General features: G+C 59.2%; 30 protein-coding genes and 1 tRNA gene. 8 read left to right on the top strand and 23 right to left on the bottom strand.

Annotation, left to right across the window (positions count from 1 at the left end; translation table 11 throughout):
* Window positions 1-112: 112 nt before the first annotated feature.
* The gene (locus CD58_RS10305) at window positions 113-718 is read left to right on the top strand and encodes a TetR/AcrR family transcriptional regulator (RefSeq protein WP_025212925.1); all 606 of its coding nucleotides are present in this window, start codon (window positions 113-115) and stop codon (window positions 716-718) included.
* Window positions 719-880: 162 nt separating this feature from the next.
* Here CD58_RS10305 and CD58_RS10300 read toward each other — a convergent pair.
* The 9 genes from CD58_RS10300 to thrS form a co-directional block, all read right to left on the bottom strand.
* Window positions 881-957: transfer RNA gene (locus CD58_RS10300), tRNA-Pro, on the bottom strand.
* A 90-nt stretch (window positions 958-1,047) separates the two neighbouring features.
* Window positions 1,048-1,404, bottom strand: a complete 357-nt coding sequence (locus CD58_RS10295; protein ID WP_003179985.1) for a MerR family transcriptional regulator — start codon at window positions 1,402-1,404, stop codon at window positions 1,048-1,050.
* Window positions 1,385-1,687, bottom strand: a complete 303-nt coding sequence (ihfA, locus tag CD58_RS10290; protein WP_002553164.1) for an integration host factor subunit alpha — start codon at window positions 1,685-1,687, stop codon at window positions 1,385-1,387. Before ihfA ends, CD58_RS10295 begins: the two co-directional genes overlap by 20 nt.
* A gap of 3 nt (window positions 1,688-1,690) precedes the next feature.
* Complete coding sequence (pheT, locus tag CD58_RS10285) at window positions 1,691-4,069, bottom strand: phenylalanine--tRNA ligase subunit beta (protein WP_025212924.1); 2,379 nt, start codon at window positions 4,067-4,069, stop codon at window positions 1,691-1,693.
* A 36-nt stretch (window positions 4,070-4,105) separates the two neighbouring features.
* A complete protein-coding gene (pheS, locus tag CD58_RS10280) occupies window positions 4,106-5,122 on the bottom strand; it encodes a phenylalanine--tRNA ligase subunit alpha (RefSeq protein WP_025212923.1) in 1,017 nt (338 codons plus the stop codon).
* 109 nt (window positions 5,123-5,231) lie between these two features.
* Window positions 5,232-5,588, bottom strand: coding sequence for a 50S ribosomal protein L20 (gene rplT / locus CD58_RS10275; RefSeq protein WP_002553161.1), 357 nt, complete (start codon window positions 5,586-5,588; stop codon window positions 5,232-5,234).
* A 30-nt stretch (window positions 5,589-5,618) separates the two neighbouring features.
* Window positions 5,619-5,813 carry a 50S ribosomal protein L35 gene (rpmI, locus tag CD58_RS10270; RefSeq protein WP_002553160.1) on the bottom strand — a complete coding sequence of 65 codons (195 nt, stop codon included), beginning with the start codon at window positions 5,811-5,813 and terminating at the stop codon, window positions 5,619-5,621.
* 60 nt (window positions 5,814-5,873) lie between these two features.
* Complete coding sequence (gene infC / locus CD58_RS10265) at window positions 5,874-6,425, bottom strand: translation initiation factor IF-3 (RefSeq protein WP_169432615.1); 552 nt, start codon at window positions 6,423-6,425, stop codon at window positions 5,874-5,876.
* Window positions 6,425-8,347: a threonine--tRNA ligase gene (thrS, locus tag CD58_RS10260; protein ID WP_014337550.1), complete on the bottom strand. Its 1,923-nt coding sequence runs from the start codon at window positions 8,345-8,347 to the stop codon at window positions 6,425-6,427. Before thrS ends, infC begins: the two co-directional genes overlap by 1 nt.
* Before the next feature lie 372 nt (window positions 8,348-8,719).
* Here thrS and CD58_RS10255 point away from each other — a divergent pair, with 372 nt between their 5' ends.
* Both CD58_RS10255 and CD58_RS10250 read left to right on the top strand, forming a co-directional pair.
* Window positions 8,720-9,025, top strand: coding sequence for a hypothetical protein (locus CD58_RS10255; RefSeq protein ID WP_025212922.1), 306 nt, complete (start codon window positions 8,720-8,722; stop codon window positions 9,023-9,025).
* Between the two features lie 288 nt (window positions 9,026-9,313).
* On the top strand, window positions 9,314-9,526 hold the full coding sequence (locus tag CD58_RS10250) for a cold-shock protein (protein WP_003179963.1): 213 nt from the start codon (window positions 9,314-9,316) through the stop codon (window positions 9,524-9,526).
* Between the two features lie 68 nt (window positions 9,527-9,594).
* Here CD58_RS10250 and CD58_RS10245 read toward each other — a convergent pair whose 3' ends face one another.
* Both CD58_RS10245 and CD58_RS10240 read right to left on the bottom strand, forming a co-directional pair.
* The gene (locus CD58_RS10245) at window positions 9,595-9,912 is read right to left on the bottom strand and encodes an I78 family peptidase inhibitor (protein WP_025212921.1); all 318 of its coding nucleotides are present in this window, start codon (window positions 9,910-9,912) and stop codon (window positions 9,595-9,597) included.
* A 165-nt stretch (window positions 9,913-10,077) separates the two neighbouring features.
* On the bottom strand, window positions 10,078-10,383 hold the full coding sequence (locus CD58_RS10240; RefSeq protein ID WP_025212920.1) for a hypothetical protein: 306 nt from the start codon (window positions 10,381-10,383) through the stop codon (window positions 10,078-10,080).
* 132 nt (window positions 10,384-10,515) lie between these two features.
* Here CD58_RS10240 and CD58_RS10235 point away from each other — a divergent pair, with 132 nt between their 5' ends.
* Window positions 10,516-10,713 carry a hypothetical protein gene (locus tag CD58_RS10235; RefSeq protein WP_025212919.1) on the top strand — a complete coding sequence of 66 codons (198 nt, stop codon included), beginning with the start codon at window positions 10,516-10,518 and terminating at the stop codon, window positions 10,711-10,713.
* Between the two features lie 46 nt (window positions 10,714-10,759).
* Here the strand turns inward: CD58_RS10235 and CD58_RS10230 are convergent, their stop codons facing one another.
* The 8 genes from CD58_RS10230 to CD58_RS10195 form a co-directional block, all read right to left on the bottom strand.
* Window positions 10,760-11,788 carry a nucleoside hydrolase gene (locus CD58_RS10230; RefSeq protein ID WP_025212918.1) on the bottom strand — a complete coding sequence of 343 codons (1,029 nt, stop codon included), beginning with the start codon at window positions 11,786-11,788 and terminating at the stop codon, window positions 10,760-10,762.
* Between the two features lie 29 nt (window positions 11,789-11,817).
* Window positions 11,818-12,222, bottom strand: a complete 405-nt coding sequence (gene rbsD, locus CD58_RS10225; RefSeq protein ID WP_025212917.1) for a D-ribose pyranase — start codon at window positions 12,220-12,222, stop codon at window positions 11,818-11,820.
* A complete protein-coding gene (gene rbsK / locus CD58_RS10220) occupies window positions 12,219-13,133 on the bottom strand; it encodes a ribokinase (RefSeq protein WP_025212916.1) in 915 nt (304 codons plus the stop codon). The genes rbsD and rbsK overlap by 4 nt, the downstream gene beginning before the upstream one ends.
* Window positions 13,134-13,156: 23 nt before the next feature.
* Window positions 13,157-14,176 (bottom strand): LacI family DNA-binding transcriptional regulator, encoded by a 1,020-nt coding sequence (locus CD58_RS10215; protein ID WP_025212915.1) that lies wholly within the window; start codon window positions 14,174-14,176, stop codon window positions 13,157-13,159.
* A 3-nt stretch (window positions 14,177-14,179) separates the two neighbouring features.
* Window positions 14,180-15,157 (bottom strand): ABC transporter permease, encoded by a 978-nt coding sequence (locus tag CD58_RS10210; protein ID WP_025212914.1) that lies wholly within the window; start codon window positions 15,155-15,157, stop codon window positions 14,180-14,182.
* The gene (locus CD58_RS10205) at window positions 15,154-16,707 is read right to left on the bottom strand and encodes a sugar ABC transporter ATP-binding protein (RefSeq protein ID WP_025212913.1); all 1,554 of its coding nucleotides are present in this window, start codon (window positions 16,705-16,707) and stop codon (window positions 15,154-15,156) included. The genes CD58_RS10210 and CD58_RS10205 overlap by 4 nt, the downstream gene beginning before the upstream one ends.
* 58 nt (window positions 16,708-16,765) lie before the next feature.
* A complete protein-coding gene (locus CD58_RS10200) occupies window positions 16,766-17,722 on the bottom strand; it encodes a sugar ABC transporter substrate-binding protein (protein ID WP_025212912.1) in 957 nt (318 codons plus the stop codon).
* A 134-nt stretch (window positions 17,723-17,856) separates the two neighbouring features.
* Window positions 17,857-18,303, bottom strand: a complete 447-nt coding sequence (locus CD58_RS10195; RefSeq protein ID WP_025212911.1) for a hypothetical protein — start codon at window positions 18,301-18,303, stop codon at window positions 17,857-17,859.
* A gap of 329 nt (window positions 18,304-18,632) precedes the next feature.
* On the opposite strand from CD58_RS10195, the gene CD58_RS10190 reads away from it, so the two are divergent.
* The 3 genes from CD58_RS10190 (at window position 18,633) to CD58_RS10180 (ending at window position 20,875) form a co-directional block, all read left to right on the top strand.
* The gene (locus tag CD58_RS10190; RefSeq protein WP_025212910.1) at window positions 18,633-19,721 is read left to right on the top strand and encodes an asparaginase; all 1,089 of its coding nucleotides are present in this window, start codon (window positions 18,633-18,635) and stop codon (window positions 19,719-19,721) included.
* A 159-nt stretch (window positions 19,722-19,880) separates the two neighbouring features.
* Window positions 19,881-20,180, top strand: a complete 300-nt coding sequence (locus tag CD58_RS10185) for a DUF1654 domain-containing protein (protein WP_038436576.1) — start codon at window positions 19,881-19,883, stop codon at window positions 20,178-20,180.
* Between the two features lie 5 nt (window positions 20,181-20,185).
* The gene (locus CD58_RS10180; RefSeq protein ID WP_025212908.1) at window positions 20,186-20,875 is read left to right on the top strand and encodes an endonuclease; all 690 of its coding nucleotides are present in this window, start codon (window positions 20,186-20,188) and stop codon (window positions 20,873-20,875) included.
* Between the two features lie 157 nt (window positions 20,876-21,032).
* On the opposite strand, the gene CD58_RS10175 is transcribed toward CD58_RS10180, so the two are convergent.
* Entirely contained in the window at window positions 21,033-21,398 is a 366-nt protein-coding gene (locus tag CD58_RS10175; protein ID WP_025212907.1) for an SPOR domain-containing protein, read from the bottom strand.
* A 248-nt stretch (window positions 21,399-21,646) separates the two neighbouring features.
* Between CD58_RS10175 and csrA the strand changes: the two genes are divergently transcribed.
* Window positions 21,647-21,841 carry a carbon storage regulator CsrA gene (gene csrA, locus CD58_RS10170; RefSeq protein ID WP_003179932.1) on the top strand — a complete coding sequence of 65 codons (195 nt, stop codon included), beginning with the start codon at window positions 21,647-21,649 and terminating at the stop codon, window positions 21,839-21,841.
* 198 nt (window positions 21,842-22,039) lie between these two features.
* Here the strand turns inward: csrA and CD58_RS10165 are convergent, their stop codons facing one another.
* From CD58_RS10165 to CD58_RS10155, 3 genes are all read right to left on the bottom strand, one after another.
* Entirely contained in the window at window positions 22,040-22,495 is a 456-nt protein-coding gene (locus CD58_RS10165; protein WP_025212906.1) for a DUF2214 family protein, read from the bottom strand.
* 300 nt (window positions 22,496-22,795) lie between these two features.
* Window positions 22,796-24,178 carry a cysteine--tRNA ligase gene (gene cysS / locus CD58_RS10160; RefSeq protein WP_025212905.1) on the bottom strand — a complete coding sequence of 461 codons (1,383 nt, stop codon included), beginning with the start codon at window positions 24,176-24,178 and terminating at the stop codon, window positions 22,796-22,798.
* A 21-nt stretch (window positions 24,179-24,199) separates the two neighbouring features.
* Window positions 24,200-25,897 carry a glutamine--tRNA ligase/YqeY domain fusion protein gene (locus tag CD58_RS10155; RefSeq protein WP_025212904.1) on the bottom strand — a complete coding sequence of 566 codons (1,698 nt, stop codon included), beginning with the start codon at window positions 25,895-25,897 and terminating at the stop codon, window positions 24,200-24,202.
* Window positions 25,898-25,935 lie beyond the last annotated feature (38 nt).

Here is a 25,935-nt window from a genome sequence, read left to right as displayed (position 1 = left end):
GATCTTCATGTCGATTGCATACGCCTCGTATGTGAGCAACAATACGACATACGCGACGTATGTCAACTGACATACGCAATGCATGTTAAATTTTTGATGAGGAAAACGCTCGATGGCGCAGAAGCGTGCGGACATGATTTCGGAGACCCGCGGCAAGCTGATCAAGGCAGCACGGAAAGCCTTCGCGACGAAAGGCTATGCGGACAGTTCGATGGACGATCTGACCGCGCAAGCGGGGCTCACCCGGGGCGCGCTATACCATCACTTCGGTGACAAGAAAGGGTTGCTGCAGGCCGTCATCACCCAGATCGACGAAGAAATGATGGCGCGCCTGTCGGTCATCATCGATGAGGCGGCCACGATCTGGGACGGCTTCATCGATGAATCCATCGCGTACATCAAGATGTCCCTGGAACCTGAAATCCAACGCATCGTGTTCCTCGATGGGCCGTCAGTGCTGGGCGATCCCTCGCAATGGCCCAGCCAGAACGCATGTATCCGCAGCACCCAACGCAGCATCCAACGGCTGATCGACGAAGGGACGATTCGCCCGGTCAACACAGAAGCGACGGCACGCCTGATCATGGGCGCCCTGCTCGGCGCGTCCTTGTGGATCGCCAATGCCGATGATCCGCACAGGGCGTCTGAGCAAGTGGTGGAGAGTTTTGTCGCGTTGGCTTCGGGGTTGCTGCTGGTGCCTGAGGCCGTGAATCGGTAGCGGTCGGCTGTTGCAGGATGATGGTGCTCACCCTGATCGACCTGGTGCAGCGGCAACGCCGCGAGGGCTAGGCATTAGTCGATCAATCTGAGGATTTATAGGGTAAAGCCGAGAAAATAAAAAAGGGTCGCGAGATAAAATCTCGCAACCCTTTGAATTATATGGTCGGGACGGAGTGATTCGAACACTCGACCCCTAGCACCCCATGCTAGTGCGCTACCGGACTGCGCTACGCCCCGACTAGGCGTGAATCTTGTTCCGCTTCTCAACGGAACGCTCAGGAATATATCGCAAGCTTTTGAAAACTGGAAGTATTTAAAAGCAGAAATTTATTTCTTGAGCACCACCAGTACATCTTCAAGCTCAGCGATCATCTGGCGGATCATTTGTTTGTACTGGGTTGTGTCGTCTTTGGCTTCATCACCAGAGAGACGCAGACGCGCGCCGCCGATGGTGAACCCCTGGTCGTACAGCAGCGCGCGGATCTGCCGGATCATCAGCACGTCTTGGCGCTGATAATACCGGCGGTTTCCGCGGCGCTTGACCGGGTTGAGTTGAGGAAACTCCTGCTCCCAATAGCGCAGCACGTGTGGTTTTACCGCACACAGCTCGCTGACTTCACCGATGGTGAAGTAGCGTTTGCCCGGGATGACGGGTAGTTCGTCGTTATGACTTGGTTCCAGCATAAGCCTCAACTCGGGCCTTCAACTTCTGCCCTGGACGAAAGGTGACCACACGGCGAGCCGTGATCGGGATTTCTTCTCCCGTTTTCGGATTGCGGCCAGGCCGCTGGCGTTTGTCCCGAAGGTCGAAATTGCCGAAACCGGACAATTTGACCTGTTCGTTGTCTTCCAGAGCGTGCCTGATTTCTTCAAAAAACAGTTCGACCAATTCTTTGGCCTCCCGTTTATTCAGGCCCAACTCCTCATACAGACGTTCCGCCATCTCAGCTTTCGTCAGAGCCCCCATACGTCACTTCCTTAACGTGGCGTTCAACCTGTTTTCGAGCGAGGTGAGGATGTTCTGCGTTGCGGTATTCACCTCATCGTCATTAAGAGTGCGCGATGGATGCTGCCAGGTCAAGCCGACTGCAAGGCTTTTTCTATGCGGATCAATGCCTTTACCCTGATACACGTCAAATAGCCTGAGGTCCGTGAGCCATTCGCCTGCATTTTCACGGATTACCTCCAGCACAGCGCTGGATGCAACGTCGAGATCAGCCAGCAACGCCAGGTCACGACGCACTTCAGGAAAGCGCGATAACTCCTGGAATTTCGGCATTTTCCCCAGGGCGACCTCAGCCAGAACCAGCTCGAAAACGAAGACCGGACGATCAAGGCCCAAGGTTTTCGACAATTCAGGGTGAATGGCACCGACATAACCGACTTCTCGCCCGTCTCGCTCAATCCGTGCGGTCTGTCCTGGATGCAGCGCTGGATGCTTGCCCGGCACGAAAGTGAACGCGTCGAGCGCACCGGCGAAGCCGAGTACCGCTTCCACGTCAGCCTTGACGTCGAAGAAGTCGACGACATCGCGACCTTGCGCCCAGCCTTCCGGCAAGCGACTGCCGCAGACGACACCGGACAGCATCGGCTCTTGCTTCAAGCCGTCCAGTTGACCGACGAAGCGCAGGCCGCTTTCGAACAGACGCACGCGATCCTGCTGACGGTTCAGGTTGTGCTGCAGCGACTTGACCAGGCCCGGCCACAGCGACGAGCGCATGGCCGCCATGTCGTTGGAAATTGGGTTGGCCAGCAACAGCGGCTCGACACCTGGATTGAATAGCTCGAATTGGCGCGGATCGATGAAGCTGTAGGTGATCGCTTCCTGATAACCGCGGGCCACCAGCAGGCGGCGCAGTTCCGGCAGGTCGCTACGGGCTTCAGCCTTGGCCTGTGGGGCCAGGCGCGCTTGCGGGTAGCGAACCGGCAAGCGGTTGTAACCGTACAGGCGGGCAAGTTCTTCGATCAGGTCGACTTCCAGGCTGATGTCGAAGCGATGGCTTGGCACTTCGACGCGCCACTGCCCTGCTCCATCAGCGCTGATACCCAGGCCAAGGGCGCTGAGCAGGCGCTCGACTTCGACAGCGTCCATTTCCATGCCCAGCATCTGAGTGATGCGTTGGGCACGCAGAGTGATCGGAGCGATCTTCGGCAGGTGCTGTTCGCTGACGGTTTCGATGATCGGGCCGGCTTCGCCACCGGTGATGTCCAGCAGCAGGCCAGTGGCGCGCTCCATGGCTTCACGGGCCAGTTGCCAGTCCACGCCACGCTCGTAACGGTGCGAGGCATCGGTGTGCAGACCATAGGAGCGAGCCTTGCCAGCGACTGCAATCTGGTCGAAGAACGCGCTTTCAAGGAATACGTCACGGGTCGTGGTCGAAACACCGCTGTGCTCGCCACCCATTACGCCGGCAATCGCCAAGGCGCGGGAATGGTCGGCAATCACCAGTGTATCGCTGCGCAGGGTCACTTCCTGGCCGTCGAGCAGGACCAGCTTCTCACCCTCTTCGGCCATGCGCACGCGGATGCCGCCGTTGATTTCGGCAAGATCGAACGCATGCAGCGGTTGACCCAGCTCCAGCATCACGTAGTTGGTGATGTCGACGGCAGCGTCGATGCTGCGCACGTCGGCACGGCGCAGGCGCTCGACCATCCACAGCGGCGTCGGCTTCGACAGGTCGACGTTACGGATCACGCGGCCCAGGTAACGCGGGCACGCCGCCGGCGCGAGGACTTCCACCGAACGCACTTCATCATGCACAGCCGGCACGGTCGCGACCACTGGACGCGTCACCGCAGCGGCATACAGCGCGCCGACTTCGCGGGCCAGACCGGCCAGGGACAGGCAATCGCCACGGTTCGGCGTCAGGTCGACTTCGATGCTCGCATCGTCCAGGCCCAGGTACTCACGGATGTCCTGGCCCACCGGCGCATCGGCCGGTAGCTCCATCAGGCCATCGTTGCCTTCACCGACCTGCAGTTCGACCTGGGAGCACAGCATGCCGTTGGATTCGACGCCACGCAGCTTGGCTTTCTTGATCTTGAAGTCGCCCGGCAGCTCGGCACCGATCATGGCGAACGGGATCTTCAGGCCTGGGCGCACGTTGGGTGCGCCGCAGACCACCTGGAAGGTCTCCGGACCATTGCTGACCTGGCACACCCGCAGTTTATCGGCATCCGGGTGCTGCTCGGTGCTCAGCACCTCGCCCACCACCACACCGCTGAATTCCCCGGCGGCCGGCGTGACGCTATCGACCTCAAGACCGGCCATCGACAGGCGAGCAACCAGCTCGTCCCGACTTACCTGCGGGCTTACCCAGCCGCGCAGCCATTGTTCACTGAATTTCATCCTGCTCTCCTAATAGATTCGTTACGGGCCTGCGACCTAGCGAAATTGCGCAAGGAACCGCAAGTCGTTGTCGAAGAACAGGCGCAAGTCATTCACACCGTAACGCAGCATGGCCAGGCGCTCGACGCCCATGCCGAAAGCAAAACCCGAGAATTCTTCCGGATCGATACCGGACATACGCAGCACGTTCGGGTGAACCATGCCGCAGCCCATCACTTCCAGCCAGCCAGTCTGCTTGCAGACACGGCAGCCTTTACCGCTGCACATCACGCACTCCATGTCGACTTCAGCGGAGGGCTCGGTGAACGGGAAGTACGAAGGGCGGAAACGCACCGCCAGTTCTTTCTCGAAGAACACCCGCAGGAACTCTTCGATCGTGCCTTTCAGGTCGGCGAAATTGATGTCGCGATCAACCAGCAGGCCTTCGACCTGGTGGAACATCGGCGAGTGGGTGATATCGGAGTCGCTGCGGTACACGCGGCCTGGGCAGACGATGCGGATCGGCGGCTGCTGCGATTCCATGGTGCGGACCTGTACCGGCGAGGTATGGGTGCGCAACAGCATGTTCGCATTGAAATAGAAGGTGTCATGCATCGACCGGGCCGGGTGATGGCCTGGGATGTTGAGCGCTTCGAAGTTGTGGTAGTCGTCTTCGACCTCAGGGCCTTCGGCAATGCCGTAGCCGATGTGGGTGAAGAACTGCTCGATGCGTTCCAGGGTACGGGTCACCGGATGCAGGCCGCCGGAAGTCTGGCCACGGCCAGGCAGGGTCACATCGATGGACTCGGCGGCGAGTTTGGCAGCCAGATCCGCTTCCTCGAACAACGCCTTGCGCGCGTTAAGGACCTCTGTGACACGTTCCTTGGCAACGTTGATCAGCGCACCGACCTGCGGACGCTCTTCGGCCGGCAGGTTCCCCAGGGTCTTCATCACCTGGGTCAACTCGCCCTTTTTGCCAAGGTACAGAACCCGGATTTGCTCCAGGGCATTGATATCTTCAGCGCTTTGCACAGCCTCTAGTGCTTGAGCGACCAGCGCATCCAGGTTTTCCATGTACAGACTCCAGATACAAAATAGGGGAAGAGCTTTAAGGCTCTTCCCCTATTTATGACGTTTAACACCCGAGCCCACAGAGGTGAGCCCTGGTGACTGTCGGGGGTACTTAAGCCAAGGTGGCTTTAGCTTTCTCGACAATCGCAGCAAACGCCGCTTTTTCGTTCACTGCCAGATCAGCCAGAACCTTACGGTCGATCTCGATGGACGCTTTTTTCAGGCCGGCAATGAAACGGCTGTAGGACAGACCGTTAACACGAGCACCAGCGTTGATACGAGCGATCCACAGAGCGCGGAACTGACGTTTTTTCTGACGACGGTCACGGTAGGCGTATTGGCCTGCCTTGATTACCGCTTGCTTGGCAACACGGAATACGCGGGAACGCGCGCCGTAGTAGCCTTTAGCAAGTTTCAGAATTTTTTTGTGACGCTTACGGGCAATGACGCCACGCTTTACACGAGCCATGAGTTACTTCCTCTATTCTTGATCCAAAAATTAACGAAGGCGCAGCATGCGCTCGACTTTTGCCACGTCAGACGGATGCAGCAAGCTGCTACCGCGCAGTTGACGCTTACGCTTGGTCGACATTTTGGTCAAGATGTGGCTCTTGAAAGCGTGCTTGTGCTTGATACCGTTAGCAGTTTTCAGAAACCGCTTAGCAGCACCACTTTTGGTTTTCATCTTTGGCATGTTCGGATACTCCGCATTCAGTTGATAAACATAATCGCAAGGCCTGCCGTGCCCTGTTGATTACTTCTTCTTTTTCGGGGCGATGACCATGATCAGCTGGCGTCCTTCCATCTTAGGATGCTGTTCGACCGAACCGTACTCGAGCAGGTCTTGTTCAACCCGCTTGAGGAGTTCCATCCCCAGCTCCTGGTGGGCCATCTCACGGCCGCGGAATCGCAAGGATACCTTGGCCCTGTCCCCGTCACTCAGGAAACGTACCAGGTTGCGCAGTTTTACCTGGTAATCCCCTTCCTCCGTCCCTGGACGAAACTTGATTTCTTTTACCTGAATCTGCTTCTGGTTCTTCTTCGCCGCGGCAATCTGCTTCTTCTTTTCGAAGATCGACTTGCCGTAGTCCATCACCCGGCATACCGGTGGGACTGCGTCTGCGGAAATTTCTACCAGATCAAGCTTGGCTTCTTCAGCAATACGAAGCGCTTCATCAATCGAGACGATGCCAATCTGCTCGCCGTCAGCGCCAATTAACCGAACCTCGCGTGCCGAGATATTCTCGTTGATCGGGGCTTTCGGTGCAGCTCGTTTATCTTGTCTCATTTCACGCTTAATAATAATTACTCCAAATCTGGGCGACCACGCCGGGAAACCGCTTGCGCGAGAAACTCAGCGAATTCGGCGACGGGCATCGAGCCCAGGTCAGCACCTTCACGAGTACGCACAGCGACAGTCTGCATCTCGACCTCCCGATCTCCAATAACCAAGAGAAAGGGAACCTTGAGCAAAGTATGCTCGCGGATTTTAAAGCCGATCTTTTCATTTCTCAAGTCGGACTTGGCACGAAATCCGCTTTGATTGAGAGTTTTTTCGACTTCAGCGGCAAAATCTGCCTGTTTATCAGTGATATTCATGATCACTGCCTGGGTCGGCGCCAGCCACGCGGGGAACGCACCCTCGTAGTGTTCGATCAGAATCCCGACGAAACGCTCGAAGGAACCGAGGATCGCGCGGTGAAGCATGACCGGGTGCTTGCGGCTGTTGTCTTCGGACACGTATTCGGCGCCCAGACGGATCGGCAGGTTGAAATCGAGCTGCAAGGTACCACACTGCCACACACGACCGAGGCAATCTTTCAGCGAGAATTCAATTTTCGGACCGTAGAAGGCCCCCTCGCCCGGTTGCAGGTCGTACGCCAGGCCCGCGCTATCAAGGGCAGCGGCCAGCGCCGCTTCGGCGCGATCCCACAGCTCGTCGGAGCCGACACGCTTTTCCGGACGAGTGGACAGCTTCATCTCGACTTCGGTGAAGCCGAAGTCCCGATAGACGTCCATGGTCAGCTTGATGAAGGCGGCGGATTCGGCCTGCATCTGCTCTTCAGTGCAGAAAATGTGCGCATCGTCCTGGGTGAACGCACGCACGCGCATGATGCCGTGCAGCGCACCCGACGGCTCGTTACGGTGGCAGGCACCGAACTCGGCCAGGCGCATCGGCAGCTCGCGGTAGCTTTTCAGGCCCTGGTTGAACACCTGCACGTGGCAAGGGCAGTTCATCGGCTTGATGGCGTAGTCGCGGTTTTCCGACTGGGTGGTGAACATATTGTCGGCGTAGTTGGCCCAGTGCCCGGATTTCTCCCACAGGCTGCGGTCCACCACTTGTGGCGTCTTGATCTCGAGGTAGCCGTTTTCACGCTGGACCTGGCGCATGTATTGCTCGAGCACCTGGTACAGGGTCCAGCCGTTCGGGTGCCAGAACACCATGCCCGGGGACTCTTCCTGGGTGTGGAACAAGCCCAGGCGCTTGCCGATCTTGCGGTGATCGCGCTTCTCGGCTTCCTCGATGCGCTGGATGTAGGCCGCCAGCTGCTTCTTGTCGGCCCAGGCGGTGCCATAGACGCGCTGCAGCTGCTCGTTCTTCGCATCGCCACGCCAGTAGGCGCCGGACAACTTGGTCAGCTTGAAGGATTTCAGGAAACGCGTGTTCGGCACGTGCGGGCCACGGCACATGTCGACGTATTCTTCGTGGTAATACAGGCCCATGGCCTGCTCGTCCGGCATGTCTTCCACCAGACGCAACTTGTAGTCCTCGCCACGAGCCTTGAACACTTCGATGACTTCGGCGCGCGGGGTGACTTTCTTGATGACGTCGTAATCTTTCTCGATCAGCTGCTGCATGCGCTGTTCGATGGCGGCCATGTCGTCCGGCGTGAAAGGACGCTCGAAGGCGATGTCGTAATAGAAGCCTTCATCGATGACCGGCCCGATGACCATCTTCGCGCTCGGGTACAGCTGCTTGACCGCGTGGCCGACCAGGTGTGCGCAAGAGTGGCGAATGATCTCCAGCCCCTCTTCATCCTTGGGCGTGATGATTTGCAGCGTGGCGTCGCTGTCGATGACGTCACTGGCGTCGACCAGTTTGCCGTTGACCTTGCCGGCCAGGGTGGCCTTGGCCAGGCCCGCGCCGATGGATGCGGCGACCTCGGCTACGGAAACCGGGTGATCGAATGAACGTTGACTGCCGTCGGGAAGAGTAATAGTTGGCATGGCGCCTCCTCTCCTAGTGGTGACCCCTACCAAAGGTCACGTGGGTTGGGATGAGCCAGTACAAGATCCAGTCCAGGCCATTCAATGACGAACGCCTGCCTTACAGCGGCAGGAGCCTTGCGGCCAACCGGGAAACCGAACCAGAGTGACTGGGATTCAAATCAGGGTTATTCGAGCATTTGCCGCTACCGGGACCTGTCGTCCTCCGGAGCCTGGAAATACCCGAGCCCGGCATGCTAGCACAGATGAACGGTCATCGCCGCGTCCGGATTGCCGCGGGCGTAAATCCAGGGTTTTTATGCCAGAGTGCTGAACTGAAGCGAGCGCAACGCCTCAGATAACAAGACATTGACCCGAAAGGAGCATCTTCGCATGCGTCTGAATACATTGTTCGCAGTAGTCGCCCCCCTCGCCCTGCTGCTTCCGCTTTCCGCCCATGCCGATTGGCCCAAGGGGGAGCGTGACAAATACATGGCCCAGTGCACCCAGGCGGCAACGCCCCAGATCGGCGCGGCGGCGGCCAAAGCCCATTGCGCCTGTGGCGCCGATGCAATCAAGTCCTACCCAGCCAAGGACATCCAGGCATTGATGGACAATAAGGCCAGCGAGGATCTGCAGAGAAAGGCACTGACTCAGATCTCCACGTGCAAGGCCAACCCCGACGCGAAAAAACAGTGACAGGCCGAGGCAACTGCCTCCTTTTCACCCCATAAAAAGCGCCTGAAAAGGGCTTTTTCAAACAATTTATGCAGGTTTTACAGCTTTTTTTATCGTCTTTACTTTACGCTGAAAGCCTTTAAAACCGGGCCTTTCAGCCGGTCAAGGCGGTAAAGAAAACACGACTGATTGGCAAACAGTGCGTCCGGGGGGCTCCCAAATCGAACATTTCGACTATGATACCCGGGTGTGCCCAGTTGGCCTGAGCAGCACAGTACACTGAAAATATATGTTTCTTGGAGATACACCATGTCTAATCGCCAAACCGGCACCGTTAAATGGTTCAACGATGAAAAAGGCTTCGGCTTCATCACTCCTCAAGGTGGCGGTGACGACCTGTTCGTACACTTCAAAGCTATCGAAAGCGACGGTTTCAAAAGCCTGAAAGAAGGCCAGACCGTTTCCTTCGTGGCTGAGAAAGGCCAAAAGGGTATGCAAGCTGCACAAGTTCGCCCTGAGTAATTTCTCGGCGCACTAAAAAAACCCCGTCCATGTGACGGGGTTTTTTATGGGCGATTGAAAACCGACGATCAGCCGCAGTTCACGCGATTGACCACCAGGTTGGCATCGGTACTGAGATTCAAGCGGTCAGAGCGGTACTCAAGCGTCACCATGTCGTTGGGCTTGAGGATCCGGGCATTCTGCGCGCCAGCGCGGGCGCGAGCCTGTTCCAGCAATTGCGGCGAGGCCTGCTTGCCAATGGCGAACTCGGCGGCCTTTGCTTCGCAACGACCACTACCGGTCTCGGTTGCCACGGGGTCAGGGGTCGACTCAGAGGGGCCGCTGCTGCAACCGCTCAAGAACGCGGCGGCCAGCAAAGTACTCAATGACGCGAGCTTCCAAGGCATGAAGCCTCCTTTTCTTGATAAATAAACAGAGAGCGTGCGACAGCCCAAACAGCGCCAGGTTTCAACACCGTGGCTATCGGCCTGCCTTTCATCCGGAAAACCGGCAGTTTGCCTGAGCGCGACAGCCGTGTTCAGACATGAATCGTGACTGAATATGAATAACAGTCAGTAAACGTCAATGTAATCAAAGGGCGGATTCGGCCAGTTCTCTTTCAACGCATTGTAGATCTGCGTGACCCAGACCTCATCACTGGCAGCGACCCGTCCGACATAACCCGAGCCCTTGGCCCACGTTTCAAGCCGAAACAGCAAGCCGTCAATGTCGACACCTCCTACCACCCCCGAAGACAAGTAGGCGATCCCTCCCTTGGTCACCCGCAATTGGGTGTGCTCGTCATCACTGGCCGACGCCAGCAACTGACGAACCGCTTCCAAGGTCAGCCCGTCAGGCGCGTTCAAATCGATCTGCACGGCAAGGGCTCCTTCAGAAAATCCAAAAAAACAAGTGTCGCACAGCCCTTCCCTGATGCCTAAGTCGCAGTGCCAAAACCTTGGCAAAAATGGTTAACTCAGCCCACAGACCTCCAACTCGCGAGCCCCACCATGAGCACCGTCAGCATCGAAGCCACCATCAATGCCAAATGGTCGGAGGGCCACAGCTCCTACAGCCCGGGCAGCCCGGAGGAACTGGCGATCATCGGCATAGAACTGTTGGTCAAAGAGTTGGGAACAGAGGTCGCCCGCAACTTCATCCAGCAGGCATTCGAACGGTACCCGAGCATCATTGACACTGTGGATTGAAGCTAACGCGCCCGCAGGCCAACCTGCGAGCGCGCAGCAAGGCCGATTACTTGAGGCGTGCCAGCCGCTCGGTCAACAGGTCAAAGAAGCCCTGGGCATCACCGTTTTCCACCCAGAAGGCGTTCTTCGGCGCCTTCAGGCCGTCGTACCAATCAACGATGGTCTGGCCGAAAGTCGGGCCCTCGCGACTGTCCACCACGACGTTGACCGAACGCCCGGTAAACAGTTGCGGCTTGAGCAGGTAAGCGATCACCGTCGCGTCGTGCACCGGCCCGCCCGTCATGCCGTAGTGTTCCATATCGCCCTTGACGTACTCGTTGAGGATATCGCCCACCAGCTTGCTGGCATTGTTGTTCACGGCGGCAATCTGCTTCAGGCGCGCTTCGCTGGTGAGGACCTTGTGAGTCACATCCAAGGGCAGATACGTCAGCTTCAGGCCGCTTTTGGCGACGATCTCGGCCGCTTGCGGATCGGCAAACAGATTGAATTCCGCCACCGGCGTGATGTTGCCACCGTTGAAGTGCGCGCCGCCCATGATCACCACTTCCTTGATGCCCTGGACAATCTCAGGTTCCTGGATCAACGCCAGGGCCAGGTTGGTCTGCGGGCCGAGCATCGCAATGGTGATGCTGTGGGGCTTGGCGGCCTTGAGGGTATCAATCAGGTAGTTGACGGCATTGCCCTCGGCCAGCCCCTTCTTTGGCTCGTGCACGGTGACACCCGACAGGCCTTCCTTGCCATGGATGTTCTCGGCGTAGATGGGTGTGCGCATCAGCGGTTTCGGCGCACCGGCGTATACCGGCACCTCTTCGCGCCCCGCCCATTCCCGCGCCAGGCGAGCATTGCGGGAGGTCTTGTCCAGGCGCACATTCCCAGCGACGGTGGTCAGCGCACGGATATGCAGCTCTTCAGGGGACGCCAGGGCAAACAGCAAGGCAACCACGTCGTCGGCCCCTGGATCGGTGTCGATGATCAGGTCGATTTTTTCCGCCGCCTGGGCGCTCGTAGCGGTGATCAAGGACAAAAGCAGCAGACTCCGGACCAGTTGATGCATTTTCTGAGCATAGCGGTGCATGGCGCACTCCTTGTGCAAGGTTGACAGGGTTAGAACGTAACTCCAGCGATCAGCACGATGTTGCAGTACGGCGAGCACTCTCCTGTGCGAATAATCGCCCGGGCTTCACGGCTAAGCCGCTTGAATTGCTCGTGGCTGACCAACTCCCGCGTCCCCAGGGCACCGTCGGCATGCAGCGCCTCCAGCGTCGTCAGGGCCGACGGTTGTTTATCGAAGATTTCCTCCGCCAGCACATGGCTTTCCACCTGCATTTCGCTGAGTACCACCTTCAAGGTGCTGACAAAATCGGGAATGCCCTGGGTCAGGGCCAGGTCGATCAACTCGACCTGGGGCGGCACCGGCAGGCCCGCATCACCAATGACCACTTTGTCGCCATGGCCGAGGGAGGCGATCAGCCGCGACAGTGCCACGTTCAACAACGGCGTCTTTTTCATGATTTGAAAGCCTGTACTTCGAGCAAGGTGGGAATGGAGGGCTGCGCCCCCGCACGGGTAACCGACAAGGCGGCGGCGACCTGACCGAAACGAATCGCGTCGACCTCGTTTTGACCACTGGCCAGGGCGGCCGCGAAGCCGCCGACAAAGGTATCCCCGGCCGCCGTGGTGTCCACAGCCTTGACCCGCGGGGCCGGGAAGTGTTCGAAGCTCGATCCGTTGGCGAATATCAGCCCCTGGGCACCCAACGTCACGATCACCTTGCTGGCACCGGCGGCGATCAAGTGAGTCGCGGCGGCTTCGGCGGTTTCCAGGGAATCTACCGCCAACCCGCTGAGGACCGCCGCCTCGCTTTCATTGGGAATCAGATAGTCGACGTAGGCGTACCAGTCGGCCGGCAACGCATGGGAGGCTGGTGCCGGGTTGAGGATGACGGTCTTGCCCAACTCACGGCCTCGCTTGAGGGCGTGGCCGACGGTGGCGTCCGGCACTTCAAGCTGACAGATGATGACATCGGCGCTTTGCAGCACTTCATCGACACTGTCGAGGACATCAGGGGTCAGCGCACCATTGGCACCGGCGACGATAACGATCGCATTCTGGCTGTTGTCATCGACGACGATCAGCGCCACGCCGCTGGAGCCGTCCACAATGCCGACCGCCTGGCAATCGATGCCCTCGGCCAGCAGCGCCCCGCGCAATTCCTGGCCATAGGCATCACTGCCCACGCAGCCGACCATGGACACCTGCGCGCCCAGGCGCGCGGCGGCCACGGCCTGGTTGGCACCCTTGCCCCCAGGAATGGTCGAGAACGACTGGCCGATCAGCGTTTCACCGCCCCGGGGCAGACGCGGCGCCCGGGTCACCAGATCCATGTTCAAGCTGCCTACTACCACTACTTTTGCTGGCATACATCACTACTCTTCAATTCGGTTCAGCGGTATTGGGCGAATGCACCGGACAGCGGCGCAGTCGACTCTCGCAAGACAATGCTGGGCGTCACGATGCGCTGGTCGGTGGCAAGCCCCGGCGTAGCAATACGCCGCAGCAGCACTTGCGCCGCCATCTCGCCCAACTGCAGGATCGATTGCCCCACCGTGGTCAACGCCGGGTAGACATAACGGCTCATTTGAATGTCATCGAAACCAATGACCGACAGTTCGCTGGGCACCCGCACGTTGCGCTCGGCGGCGGCCCGCAGCACACCGATGCCGATCATGTCGTTGGCGGCAAAAATGGCCGTGGGCGGCTGATGCTCAAGCAATTGGGCGGCTGCGCGGTAACCGCCAGTACTGGTGAAATCGCTCTCGAGCATGCGCTCGACGGGCAATTCGATCCCCGACTCTTTCAGCGCGCGGCAATAACCGGCCAAGCGCATTTGCGCCACGCTGGTGTCGGCCGGACCACCGATAAAGGCGATATCGCGATGACCCAGCTCCAGCAGGTGCTGGGTCGCCAGGTACGCGCCGTACTCATGGTCGATGCGCACCAGGTCCGCATCAACGCCGTCGAGCCCGCGGTCGACGATGACCATGGGCGTGCGCACATTGGCCAACCCCTCGGCCAGGCCGACGTCGCCACCGGCGGAGGCAACGATCAGGCCGTCGATGCGCTTTTCCAGCAGCACTCGCAGATAACTGCGCTGCTTGTCCGGGTTGTCATCGGAGTTGCACAGGATCACGCAATAGCCGTTGCGCTCACAGTGATCCTCGATCCCCCGGGCCAACTCGGCAAAGTAGGGGTTGAGGCTGTTGGGCACCAGCAGGCCGATGGTCGCCGTGGTCTTGGCCTTGAGCGAGCGGGCCACGGCGCTGGGCACGTAGTCCAGGCGCTTGATCGCGGCCTCGACCTTGAGCCGCACTTCTTCGCTCACCGGCCGCGTCTTGTTCACCACATGGGACACGGTCGTGTAGGAAATCCCCGCAAGCGCCGCCACATCCTTGATCGTCGCCATGATTCAGGCCCGCCGACTGGCGCGCTGGCTGCGATAGGTATCGAGTACGACTGCCACCACGATCACCGCGCCGGTAATGATGCGCTTGGTCGGTTCGGTGGCGCCGATCTGCGCCAGGCCGGCCGCCAGCACCGAGATGATCAGCACGCCAAAGAAAGTGCTGATGACCGAACCGCGCCCACCCATCAGGCTGGTGCCGCCGATCACCACGGCCGCGATGACTTGCAGTTCGAGTCCCGAGCCGGCGTTCGGATCCGCCGCCTCCAGGCGGGAAATCTGAAACAGCGCCGCCACACCCGCCAGCAACCCCATCAGACTGAAGACCAGGATCTTGTAGGGCTTGGGGTTGATACCCGCCAGACGCACGGCCTCTTCGTTGGTGCCAATGCCGATCAAGTAGCGGCCAAACACCGTACGGGTCAGCACCGCCTGGGCAATGAAGATCACCAGCAAGGCAATGATGAACGAGGGCGAAATGCCGAAGGCGATCGGATTGGACAACCAGGCGAAGGAGTCGCCGATGTAGGCCGTGCGCGAGCCGGTCATCTGGTACGCCAGGCCTCGGGCCATTTCCAGCACGCCGAGGGAAACGATGAACGAGGGAATCCGCCACGCCACGGTAATCGAACCGGTGACGGTACCTGCCAGCGCCGCCACGGCCATGCCGAGCAAGGCCGACGGCCAGACGCTCCAGCCCCAGCCGAGGATGGCAACGCTGACGGTCGACGCCGCGAGCGCCAGCACCGACCCTACCGACAGATCGATGCCGCCGATGATCAGGATGAAGGTCATGCCGACCGCCAGCACCATGAGGTCTGGAATCTGGTTGGCCAAGGTGCTGAACGTGTCGTAGGAAAGGAAATGGCTGCTCAGGACCGAGAACAGCGCGACCATCGCCAGCAGCGCGCCAGCCAGGCCCAGGTAAGTGCCCAAGCCATAGAAGTTGCCATTCGATTTAGCGACGGCAGATGCGGTTTTCATGGAAGATCCCTAGGCGCTGCTTCGTTGAGCAACGCATCACGTTTCTGGTAGCCGGCGAATGCGGCGGCAAGCAAGTCATCCTGGGTCCAGCTGTCGCGCTCGAAAGTGTCGATTAGGCGCCCGGCAGACAGCACGCCGATCCGGTCACAGATCAACATCAATTCGCGCAGGTCACTGGACACCACGACCAGCGCCTTGCCCTGGCGAGTCAACTCACCGAGCAGCGCATAAATGTCGAATTTGGCGCCAACGTCGATGCCACGGGTCGGCTCGTCGAACAGCAGTACCGAGCAATCGCGTTCGAGCCAGCGACCGATCACGACTTTCTGTTGGTTGCCGCCCGACAGCTCGGACACCAATTGGGTCGGGCTGGAGCTACGGATGCGCATGGCGTCGATCTGCCGCTGCGCCAACGCATGCTCCTGGCTGCCATTGACGAAACCGGCATTGGAAATCTCCGGCATGTTGCCCAGGGCAATGTTAGCCGCGATGGATTGCGTCAGCAGCAGGCCTTCGCCCTTGCGGTCCTCGGTAATCAACGCGATACCGTGGGCCACCGCATCGGCCGGGGAGCGAATGCTCACGACATTGGCCGGCGAGCCCAGCGCCACGGTGCCACTGTCGGCCGCATCGGCGCCGAAGATCAGCCGCAGCAGTTCAGTGCGCCCTGCCCCGATCAGGCCGGAGATACCAAAGATTTCACCGCTGCGCACTTCGAAGGACACATCGCGGACCTTGTCAGAACGGCTCAGGCCTTTAACGGTCAGGGCCGGCGCGCCGATCTGGCGCGGGCCAAGGTCGATGTGCTCGCCCAGCTCCCGGCCGACCATCAGCGTCACCAGTTGCTCGCTGTTGTAGTTGGCCATCGGCTCGACGCAGACCAGGTTGCCGTCGCGCAGTACCGCAATGCGTTGGGCCACCCGCGCCAATTCTTCGAGGCGATGGGAAATGTAGATGATCGACACGCCCCGAGCCTGCAGGCGGGTGATCTGTTCGAAGAGCATCTCGACTTCGCGGGCCGTCAGCATGGCGGTCGGCTCGTCGAGAATCAGCACATGACAATCGCCAATCAGGTTGCGGGCGATCTCGACCATCTGCTGATGACCGATACCCAGTTCACCCACCAGGGTGTCGGGATCGATCGCATCGAGCCCAACCTGGGCCATGGCCTCGATCGCCGCCTTGCGCAACTGCTTGCGGCTGATCCAGCCGCCGTGACTGGGCAGGTTGTCGAGAAACAGGTTCTCGGCCACGGAAAGGGTCGGCAACAGGTTGAGCTCTTGCATCACCATGCGCACGCCCAGTTCTTCCGCCTGGGTACGGCTGCCAGGACGATAATCCTGACCTTGAAATTGCATCTGCCCGGTCGTCGGCGTCACCAGCCCACCGATGATCTTGGACAGCGTGCTTTTGCCGGCACCATTTTCGCCGGTCAGCGCCAGCACTTCCCCGCGCATCAACGTCAGGTCGATGCCGGTCAGTACTGGCTGGGCATAGGTCTTGCCGATGCCGCTGACAGACAGGACAGCGTTCGGGTCGCAAACGGACATAAAAAAACTCTCCATGCGCTCGCCCGAATGGGCGAGCACCGTTGTGTCGCCAGGATAACTACTTGGTCACCAGCTCGACCGGAGTTTCGATAACGCCATTGGCACCGTTGTCGACTTTTTCTTTCTTGAGGATCTTCAGCGCCGTCTCGATACCAAATACTGCTTGTTTGGCGGCGAACTGGTCAGCCGTCGCCAGCACACGACCGTCCTTGAGCATGGGCTTGATCGCATTGATGTTGTCGTAGCCGACCACTTGCACCTTGCCCGCCTTGCCGGCAGCCCGTACGGCCGAGACCGCGCCTACCGCCATGCTGTCGTTGCCAGCCAGCAGAGCCTTGATGTTCGGGTATTCGCTGAGCATCGACGCGGCAACCTGGTTGCCCTTATTGATTTCCCAATCGCCCGATTGCAAGGAGACAACCTTGATCTGCGCCGCTTCCATTGCATCCTTGAAGCCGGCGGTCCGCGCCTGAGCGTTGGTGGTGGTGGACACGCCTTCGATGATGCCGACTTCATCACCGGCCTTGAGCTGCTTGGCCAGGTATTCACCCACCAGTCGTGCGCCCTTGCGGTTGTCGGGGCCTACGAACGGAACGTTGATGTTCTTGCTCTTGACCACGGCCGGGTCGAGTTGGTTATCGATGTTGATCACGGTGATGCCGGCATCGACGGCTTTCTTGATCACCGGCACCATGGCCTTGGAATCGGCAGGCGCAATGATGAGGGCGTCAACCTTGGAGACGATCATCTGCTCGACGATACGGATCTGGTTGGCGGTGTCGGTTTCATCCTTGATCCCGTTGGAGATCAGGTCGAAATCGGCGGAGTGTTCCTTCTGGTAAGCCTTGGCGCCGTCTTCCATGGTCAGGAAGAATTCGTTGGCCAGGGATTTCATGACCAGGGCGACCTTGGGTTTTTCAGCGGTCTGGGCGAATGCCGAGGAGATAGGCAGCGCAGCGGATGCGGCCGCGAGCATGGCGACAGCGAGAAGACGTCCAGCGAATGGCAACTTCATGGGTTCACTCCGATCTTATGATTATTGTGAGCAAATCAATGCACGGAACGCCGCGCAAACGTTTGCGTGAAGTGAACTATGGTAAGGCTTCGCAGATTTGTCAACGTTGCGGTTTCACCCGCAACGTCGAAGGCTCAGGCCGTCGTATTGACCACCGAGCCGGAACTTGAGCCCTTCGCCAGTTCCGTGACCAAATGGCCGGTGACCTCCAGCAGCGCGCCGCTGGTGTCGGCAATCTGGCCTTGGACCGCCATGACTGCCGAGGTCTTGGCTTCCGGTGTCGGGTAGGCACGTGCCTGCGCAGCCGCCAATTGCTGTTGCTGCTCCCGAAGCTGTTGCTGGAGTTCTTGCATCCGCTTGAGCAACACCTGGACGGCAACGCTCTGGGTACTACTGCTCTCCTGCTCTGCGTCCTTTGCGACCGGGGCCATGCCAGTGCGAACCTTGCCAGACGTTTGCGTTTCGCCCAAGGCTTCATCGGCCGCCTCGGCGCCCGCCTCGCTCAAAGCCTTCAGGGTGGCTGCGGATTGGCCGCCGATGGCCACGGCTGCCGCATTGGGAAAGCCGACAGAAAACGACATATCAAAACTCCATGGAGGGATTCCTACGAAGGTCATCGCCCGCTGGAGCACTTTCTTTAGCGGTCGCGCAATCATCGCAACGCACACCAAGCCTTCAGACAATGCCTTTCGGAGATCCGAACATTAAACACAACAACATTCGGAAACCCGTACGGTGTTTACCCCGGGCGATCATTCGCCCGAATACATAGCGTTAAAAATCAACAGATTAAGACAAATCATCCACCATCGCAGCTCTGGTACAGATCCTGCTCCTACAGGGCTGCACCCGGCAATCAGGTCTGCCCGGCGCATCTAGATGAATCCCATCATGACTAGAGAGAAAAATAATGACATCTGCGTTCAAGACTCTTATTCCGGGCGCTTTGGCCCTGCTGCTGGCAACCCCTTTCACACTCCAGGCAAAAGAAGCCCAGGCTGAACAGAAACTCTCCAACGTCGTCATCCTCGCCACCGGCGGCACCATTGCCGGAGCCGGTGCGAGCTCCGCCAACAGCGCCACATACCAGGCGGCCAAGGTCGGTATCGAACAGTTGATTGCCGGCGTACCGGAACTCAGCCAACTGGCCAATGTGCGCGGCGAACAGGTCATGCAGATCGCGTCGGAAAGCATCACCAACGACAATCTGCTGCAACTGGGTCGTCGGGTCGCCGAACTGGCCGACAGCAAGGACGTTGATGGCATCGTCATTACCCACGGCACTGACACCCTTGAGGAAACCGCCTATTTCCTGAACCTGGTGGAAAAAACCGAAAAGCCGATCATCGTCGTCGGCTCGATGCGCCCCGGTACCGCGATGTCGGCGGATGGCATGCTCAACCTGTACAACGCCGTGGCGGTCGCCAGCAGCCGGGAAGCACGTGGTAAAGGTGTCCTGGTGACCATGAACGATGAAATCCAATCAGGTCGCGATGTCAGCAAGATGATCAACATCAAGACCGAAGCCTTCAAAAGCCCTTGGGGCCCGCTGGGCATGGTGGTCGAAGGCAAGTCCTACTGGTTCCGCCTACCGGCCAAACGACACACCACGGGCTCGGAGTTCGATATCAAGACCATCAAGAGCCTGCCAGACGTAGAAATTGCCTATTCCTACGGCAATGTCAGCGACACCGCCTACAAGGCACTGGCGCAGTCCGGCGCCAAGGCGATCATTCATGCCGGTACCGGCAATGGTTCGGTGTCGTCACGCGTTGTGCCGTCCCTGCAAGCCTTGCGCAAGGAAGGTGTGCAGATCATTCGTTCCTCCCACGCCAATGCCGGAGGCTTCGTACTGCGCAACGCCGAACAGCCTGACGACAAATACGACTGGGTCGTGGCCCATGACCTGAATCCCCAAAAGGCGCGCATCCTGGCCATGGTTGCCCTGACCAAGACTCAGGACAGCAAAGAGTTGCAGCGGATGTTCTGGGAATATTGATCACCTCGCCCGACCGACTCCGGCCGGGCTTCTCTTCGTCCCCGTTCACATGAGCGGGTGACGCCCCGCTTACACCACCCAATAAAAAATCATTTCTCCTACATCAAAATAGAAAAAGCGCTGTCAGACGATTTTCTTGAATTTTAAGCAGTTGCGTAAATGCCTACGGTTAAATACTGTATACACGTACAGCTTAATAAGGATAATCCTGTGGCCACGCCCTCCGCTGCAACTACCCCTTTAGATTCCTATACACGACTTGGCCTTCGGGTCTCGAAAATCATCAACGCCCCCACCGCCCAAAAAGCCAAGGCCGCCCTGATCTTCCGTCTTCCCGACGAACCAGTGGATGAGTGGGAGCGCCTCCTGGAAGAAATCGACGAGAACGACAATGTGACCCTCGCCTACCGCGACGATGGTGGCGTGCAGGTTTTCTGGGTTGTGCCGAAGGAAGATTGAGCCAGATGATCGTACGTTGTGTTGCTTTATTGCTCGTCTTCGTCGCACTGGGAGCACAGGCCGGCGCTCCCCGGACCTTCAACGAAGCCAAGAAAATCGCCTGGAAACTCTATGCCCCGCAATCCACCGAGTTCTACTGTGGCTGCAAATACACCGGCAATCGCGTGAACCTGACAGCCTGCGGTTACGTACCGCGCAAGAATGCCAGCCGTGCCGCCCGCATTGAGTGGGAGCATATCGTCCCGGCCTGGCAGATCGGCCATCAGCGTCAATGCTGGCAACAAGGCGGTCGCAAGAACTGCACCCGCTATGATCCAGTCTATCAACGGGCCGAGGCCGACCTGCACAATCTGGTGCCCAGCATCGGCGAAGTGAATGGCGATCGCAGCAACTTCAGTTTTGGCTGGCTGCCGGAGCAAAAGGGCCAATACGGCTCATGCCTGACCCAGGTGGATTTCAAGGCCAAGAAGGTCATGCCCCGTCCCTCCATCCGGGGGATGATCGCCCGGACCTATTTCTACATGAGCAAGCAATATGGCCTGCGCCTGTCGAAACAGGACCGGCGCCTTTATGAAGCCTGGGACAAGACCTACCCGGTCGAAAGCTGGGAACGTCAGCGCAACCAGAGCGTGGCGTGCGTCATGGGACGTGGGAACGAGTTCGTGGGACCGGTGGACATGAAAGCCTGCGGTTGACCTCGCACTTGTGAACAGCACGAAGCCAACTGTGGGAGCGAGCTTGCTCGCGATAGGGGCATGTCAGTCAACATCAACGTTGGCCGATCTACCGCTATCGCGAGCAAGCTCGCTCCCACAGGGTTTGTGACTTTACTGACTCTTTTGTCCCGCCCGATTATTGGGCGGTCGGGAAATCCACCACCAACGTCTCGATGTTGCGCTTTTTCGCCCGGGCCAAGGCAGCCGTGACTTGCTCCTGCTTGGCTTCGGCTTCGGCCTTGGAACTGAAAGGGCCGACCAGGACCCGCTCCTTGCCGTTTTCCCGCACCACGCTCGACATGAAACTGTGCTCGATCAACCAGCCGGTCAGGTCGCTGACGGCCTGCGGAGTTTCGCCCCGAACCTCGACCCCCCACTGCGGCGCAGCAGCCACTGCGGATGCGGAAGTCGCGGTCGGCTTCGGCTTCGGTGCTTCGACATCACGTCCCTCACCACACCCCGCCAGTACCAATACCGCGATAACCCAAGCCAATTTGCGCACAACGTTTCCCCTGTGAAGACATGAGGCGCGGATTTTAACACTCACATCCACCAAGAACGCCGCAAACAGTGCTTAAAACAAGAGAATCCTGCCCGGCGTCTCTGTATAGTCGCACCCTGGGAATTAATGCTGCGTCTGCGCGTCAGAAAGAGGCACCCACATTGTGACACTTAGCACTAATCTATAAGCAGTACCGACATCTGCACTGTCTGAATCAGGTGCCCTATAAAGTAATCAAGGAGAACACCATGCTGATACTCACCCGCAAAGTCGGTGAAAGCATAAACATTGGTGACGACATCACGATCACCATTCTGGGCGTTAGCGGCCAACAAGTCCGGATCGGCATCAACGCCCCGAAAAACGTCGCGGTGCATCGTGAAGAGATTTATCAGCGTATTCAGGCAGGCCTTACCGCCCCTGACAAACCGCAAACTCCCTGAGCCTTGCTGCAGTCCGTAGCCAGCCCGTTTGCATCGCCGCAATGGCTGGCTAAAGATTCAGGTCGCCCGCACCTTACCCTGCTCCACCCCGCCGTTGATTTTTCGTCCAGCCCGTGAAACCGATACTAATGGCATGGCTAGTAGCATGGCTGTCAGACGTTTCGTTTTAATGGCAACGAAGCAGGCGTACGTGACCGGTCAGCCCAAGCTCACGCCACGGGCCATGCCCGTGGCGGCAATCACCATCAATACCAGCAGCAAGGCTTCGATGTGGCTGATCCGGGCAAACCGGCCGGCCCTTGAAGGATCAATCGACGCGCCCTTGCCCAACGCCATCCGCCATTTGATCAAGGTGATCATCGGCACGATTTCAAGCAGCAGGATCAGCAGGAACAAGGTCATCTTCAGGTGAAACAGGGGTTGGTGCAGGTAATAGTCCGAGCCTTTTTCGTAGCCCCCGAAAGCCCGCATCCCGCCGGTCACCAGCAGCACCAGCGCCGACAGCCCCCACACATTGTCCGCCACCAACACGTTTCGAACCGCGTCCATCCCGCCCGCCAGGCGTCGCAGCGCCGTGCCGCGCGTGAGCACCGCCCAGAACCCGAGGGCGAACGCCAGAAGATGAATGGCCGCCAAAGACCAATGAGCCAACATGGAAGTACCCTGTCAGAGAACGTCGAATCGACCTGACAGTACTAGCTCATAAAAGAATGATTGCCAGGCTGAGCACAAAAAAATTGTGGGAGCGAGCTTGCTCGCGATGGCGGTGTATCAGTCGACAAACATGTTGCCTGACACTCCGCTATCGCGAGCAAGCTCGCTCCCACAATTGGATGAACGCCACCAGCCCTGTGGGAGCGGGCTTGCCCGCGAAGACAGCGGCTTATTCAACATCTCAGTGACAGAGACACCGCTTTCGCGAGCAAGCCCGCTCCCACATAGACCGGGGTGGACTCAGTCCGCCAGGCGCCAGGTCGTCCCGCCCTTGCCGTCTTCCAGCACCACGCCCATGGCGGTGAGCTGGTCGCGGATGCGGTCGGATTCGGCCCAGTCCTTGTTCGCCCGCGCGGTCAGGCGTGCCTGGATCAAGGCTTCGACCTCGGCGGCATCCACACGACCTTCGGCACCGGCTTGCAGGAAGTCGTCAGCCTCGAGCTGCAACACACCCAATACGCTGGCCAATTCCTTCAGACGCGCCGCCAGGCCTGCCGCAGCATTGAGATCGCTCTCACGCAGCCGGTTGATCTCGCGCACCATCTCGAACAGCACCGCGCATGCTTCCGGCGTGCCGAAGTCGTCGTTCATCACTTCGGTAAACCGTGCAACGAACGCCTCGCCGCCGGCAGGCGCTACGCTCGGCAGGCCTTTCAACGCGTGATAGAAACGCTCCAGGGCACCCTTGGCGTCCTTGAGGTTGTCTTCCGAGTAGTTGATGGCGCTGCGATAGTGGCTCGACACCAGCAGGTAACGCACGACTTCAGGGTGGTACTTGTCGAGCACGTCGCGGATGGTGAAGAAGTTGTTCAACGACTTGGACATCTTCTCGCCGTTGATCCGAATCATGCCGCAATGCATCCACGCATTGGCGTAGGTCTTGCCGGTGGCGGCTTCGCTCTGGGCGATCTCGTTTTCGTGGTGCGGGAATTCCAGGTCACTGCCGCCGCCATGAATATCGAAGGTCTCGCCCAGGCAGCAGGTGGACATCACCGAGCATTCGATGTGCCAGCCCGGACGCCCGGCGCCCCACGGCGACTCCCAGCTCGGCTCGCCCGGCTTGGCGGCTTTCCACAGCACGAAGTCCAGCGGGTCCTGTTTCGATTCGTCGACTTCGATGCGCGCGCCGATGCGCAGGTCTTCGATTTTCTTGCGCGACAGCTTGCCGTAGCCCATGAACTTGGCAACGCGGTAGTACACGTCACCATTGCCCGGCGCGTAGGCATAGCCCTTGTCGATCAAGGTCTGGATCATGCTCAGCATGCCCGGAATGTGGTCCGTGGCACGGGGTTCCAGGTCCGGCTTGAGGATATTGAGGCGCGCCTCGTCCTCGTGCATGGCCTGGATCATGCGCTCGGTCAGTGCATCGTAAGGCTCACCATTTTCGCGGGCGCGATTGATGATCTTGTCTTCGATGTCGGTGATGTTGCGCACGTAGGTCAGGTCATAACCGCTGAAACGCAGCCAGCGGGTCACCAGGTCGAAGGCGACCATGCTGCGACCATGCCCGATGTGGCAGTAGTCGTACACGGTCATCCCGCAGACGTACATGCGGACCTTGTTGCCATCCAGCGGCTTGAAGACTTCTTTGCTCTTGGTGAGCGTGTTGTAGATCGTAAGCACAGGGTTTCCCTTAAGACTTGATCACTGACCCCAGGAATCGCGCAAGGTCACGGTACGGTTGAACACCGGAGCACCGGGTTTCGAGTCCTTGATATCCGCGCAGAAGTAACCTTCGCGCTCGAACTGGAAACGGTCTTCCGGCTGTGCGTTGCCCAGCGAGGGTTCGGCACGACAACCAGTGAGTACTTGCAGGGAGTCAGGGTTGATGTTGTCCAGGAAACTGGCGCTGTCTTCGGCCTTCTCCGGGTTCGGCGAACGGAACAGGCGATCGTACAGGCGCACTTCGCACTCGACGCTGGCGGCGGCCGGCACCCAGTGGATCACGCCCTTGACCTTGCGACCTTCCGGGTTCTTGCCCAGGGTGTCGGGATCGTAGGAGCAACGCAGCTCGACGATGTTGCCATCGGCGTCCTTGATCGCTTCGTCGGCGCGGATCACGTAGCTGCCGCGCAGGCGCACTTCGCCGTTCGGCTCCAGGCGCTTGTAGCCTTTTGGCGGCTCTTCCATGAAGTCATCACGGTCGATGTAGATTTCCCGGGCGAACGGTAGGACACGCACGCCCATGTCTTCTTTCGGGTGGCGCGGCAGTTCGAGGTTCTCGACCTGGCCTTCCGGGTAGTTGGTGATGACGACTTTCAGCGGACGCAGTACGCACATGGCACGCGGGGCGCTGTGGTCGAGGTCGTCACGGATGCTGAATTCCAGCATGCCGAAGTCCACCACGCCGTCGGAACGGTTGGTGCCGACCATCTCGCAGAAGTTGCGGATCGATTTCGGTGTGTAGCCACGACGGCGGAAGCCCGACAGCGTCGACATCCGTGGGTCGTCCCAGCCATTGACGTGCTTCTCGTCCACCAGTTGCTTGAGCTTGCGCTTGCTGGTGATGGTGTAGTTCAGGTTCAGGCGGCTGAACTCGTACTGGCGCGGGTTGGCCGGCACGGGCAAGTGCTCGAGGAACCACTCGTACAATGGACGGTGGCTTTCGAACTCCAGGGTGCAGATCGAGTGAGTGATGCCTTCGATGGCGTCCGACTGACCGTGGGTGAAGTCATAGTTCGGGTAGATGCACCACTTGTCACCGGTCTGGTGGTGATGGGCGTGGCGGATGCGGTACATGATCGGGTCGCGCAGGTTCATGTTCGGCGAGGCCATGTCGATCTTGGCCCGCAGCACCCGTGCGCCGTCGGGGAATTCTCCGGCGCGCATGCGGGCGAACAGGTCGAGGTTCTCTTCGACGCTGCGATCCCGGAACGGGCTGTTCTTGCCCGGCTCGGTCAGGCTGCCACGGTATTCCTTGGCCTGCTCGGGGGTCAGGTCGCAGACGTAGGCGTTGCCGGACTTGATCAGCTCCACCGCCCAGTCGTGCAACTGGTCGAAATATTGCGAGGCGTAGCGCACCTCACCGGACCATTCGAACCCCAGCCACTTGACGTCGCTTTCGATCGCGTCGATGTATTCCTGGTCTTCCTTGGCCGGGTTGGTGTCGTCGAAACGCAGGTGCGTGACGCCGCCGAACTCCTGGGCCAGGCCGAAATTCACGCAGATCGACTTGGCATGGCCGATGTGCAGGTAGCCGTTGGGCTCCGGCGGGAAGCGAGTGACGATCTGTGTGTGCTTACCCGAATCCAGGTCCGCCTGGATGATCGGGCGCAGGAAATTGACCGGCACGGCCGGGCCGGTCTTGGAATTCGAGGTAGGGTCGACAGTGGGCTTGCTCATAGGATCCTTGAACAGACAAGTGCGCGGCCGGGTGCGGC

Origin of the sequence: Pseudomonas brassicacearum (assembly GCF_000585995.1) — a bacterium.
In the GTDB taxonomy this organism is placed as follows: domain Bacteria; phylum Pseudomonadota; class Gammaproteobacteria; order Pseudomonadales; family Pseudomonadaceae; genus Aquipseudomonas; species Aquipseudomonas brassicacearum_A.
This window is presented reverse-complemented; position numbering and strand designations above follow the sequence as displayed.

What these genes read in the sequence shown, in the direction of transcription:
- CD58_RS10305 (WP_025212925.1), top strand. Translation starts at nt 113, where the DNA reads ATGGCGCAGAAGCGTGCGGACATGATTTCGGAGACCCGCGGCAAGCTG.
- CD58_RS10295 (WP_003179985.1), bottom strand. Translation starts at nt 1,404, where the DNA reads ATGCTGGAACCAAGTCATAACGACGAACTACCCGTCATCCCGGGCAAA.
- ihfA (WP_002553164.1), bottom strand. Translation starts at nt 1,687, where the DNA reads ATGGGGGCTCTGACGAAAGCTGAGATGGCGGAACGTCTGTATGAGGAG.
- pheT (WP_025212924.1), bottom strand. Translation starts at nt 4,069, where the DNA reads ATGAAATTCAGTGAACAATGGCTGCGCGGCTGGGTAAGCCCGCAGGTA.
- pheS (WP_025212923.1), bottom strand. Translation starts at nt 5,122, where the DNA reads ATGGAAAACCTGGATGCGCTGGTCGCTCAAGCACTAGAGGCTGTGCAA.
- rplT (WP_002553161.1), bottom strand. Translation starts at nt 5,588, where the DNA reads ATGGCTCGTGTAAAGCGTGGCGTCATTGCCCGTAAGCGTCACAAAAAA.
- rpmI (WP_002553160.1), bottom strand. Translation starts at nt 5,813, where the DNA reads ATGCCAAAGATGAAAACCAAAAGTGGTGCTGCTAAGCGGTTTCTGAAA.
- thrS (WP_014337550.1), bottom strand. Translation starts at nt 8,347, where the DNA reads ATGCCAACTATTACTCTTCCCGACGGCAGTCAACGTTCATTCGATCAC.
- CD58_RS10255 (WP_025212922.1), top strand. Translation starts at nt 8,720, where the DNA reads ATGCGTCTGAATACATTGTTCGCAGTAGTCGCCCCCCTCGCCCTGCTG.
- CD58_RS10250 (WP_003179963.1), top strand. Translation starts at nt 9,314, where the DNA reads ATGTCTAATCGCCAAACCGGCACCGTTAAATGGTTCAACGATGAAAAA.
- CD58_RS10245 (WP_025212921.1), bottom strand. Translation starts at nt 9,912, where the DNA reads ATGCCTTGGAAGCTCGCGTCATTGAGTACTTTGCTGGCCGCCGCGTTC.
- CD58_RS10235 (WP_025212919.1), top strand. Translation starts at nt 10,516, where the DNA reads ATGAGCACCGTCAGCATCGAAGCCACCATCAATGCCAAATGGTCGGAG.
- CD58_RS10230 (WP_025212918.1), bottom strand. Translation starts at nt 11,788, where the DNA reads ATGCACCGCTATGCTCAGAAAATGCATCAACTGGTCCGGAGTCTGCTG.
- rbsD (WP_025212917.1), bottom strand. Translation starts at nt 12,222, where the DNA reads ATGAAAAAGACGCCGTTGTTGAACGTGGCACTGTCGCGGCTGATCGCC.
- rbsK (WP_025212916.1), bottom strand. Translation starts at nt 13,133, where the DNA reads ATGCCAGCAAAAGTAGTGGTAGTAGGCAGCTTGAACATGGATCTGGTG.
- CD58_RS10215 (WP_025212915.1), bottom strand. Translation starts at nt 14,176, where the DNA reads ATGGCGACGATCAAGGATGTGGCGGCGCTTGCGGGGATTTCCTACACG.
- CD58_RS10210 (WP_025212914.1), bottom strand. Translation starts at nt 15,157, where the DNA reads ATGAAAACCGCATCTGCCGTCGCTAAATCGAATGGCAACTTCTATGGC.
- CD58_RS10205 (WP_025212913.1), bottom strand. Translation starts at nt 16,707, where the DNA reads ATGTCCGTTTGCGACCCGAACGCTGTCCTGTCTGTCAGCGGCATCGGC.
- CD58_RS10200 (WP_025212912.1), bottom strand. Translation starts at nt 17,722, where the DNA reads ATGAAGTTGCCATTCGCTGGACGTCTTCTCGCTGTCGCCATGCTCGCG.
- CD58_RS10195 (WP_025212911.1), bottom strand. Translation starts at nt 18,303, where the DNA reads ATGTCGTTTTCTGTCGGCTTTCCCAATGCGGCAGCCGTGGCCATCGGC.
- CD58_RS10190 (WP_025212910.1), top strand. Translation starts at nt 18,633, where the DNA reads ATGACATCTGCGTTCAAGACTCTTATTCCGGGCGCTTTGGCCCTGCTG.
- CD58_RS10185 (WP_038436576.1), top strand. Translation starts at nt 19,881, where the DNA reads ATGCCTACGGTTAAATACTGTATACACGTACAGCTTAATAAGGATAAT.
- CD58_RS10180 (WP_025212908.1), top strand. Translation starts at nt 20,186, where the DNA reads ATGATCGTACGTTGTGTTGCTTTATTGCTCGTCTTCGTCGCACTGGGA.
- csrA (WP_003179932.1), top strand. Translation starts at nt 21,647, where the DNA reads ATGCTGATACTCACCCGCAAAGTCGGTGAAAGCATAAACATTGGTGAC.
- CD58_RS10165 (WP_025212906.1), bottom strand. Translation starts at nt 22,495, where the DNA reads ATGTTGGCTCATTGGTCTTTGGCGGCCATTCATCTTCTGGCGTTCGCC.
- CD58_RS10155 (WP_025212904.1), bottom strand. Translation starts at nt 25,897, where the DNA reads ATGAGCAAGCCCACTGTCGACCCTACCTCGAATTCCAAGACCGGCCCG.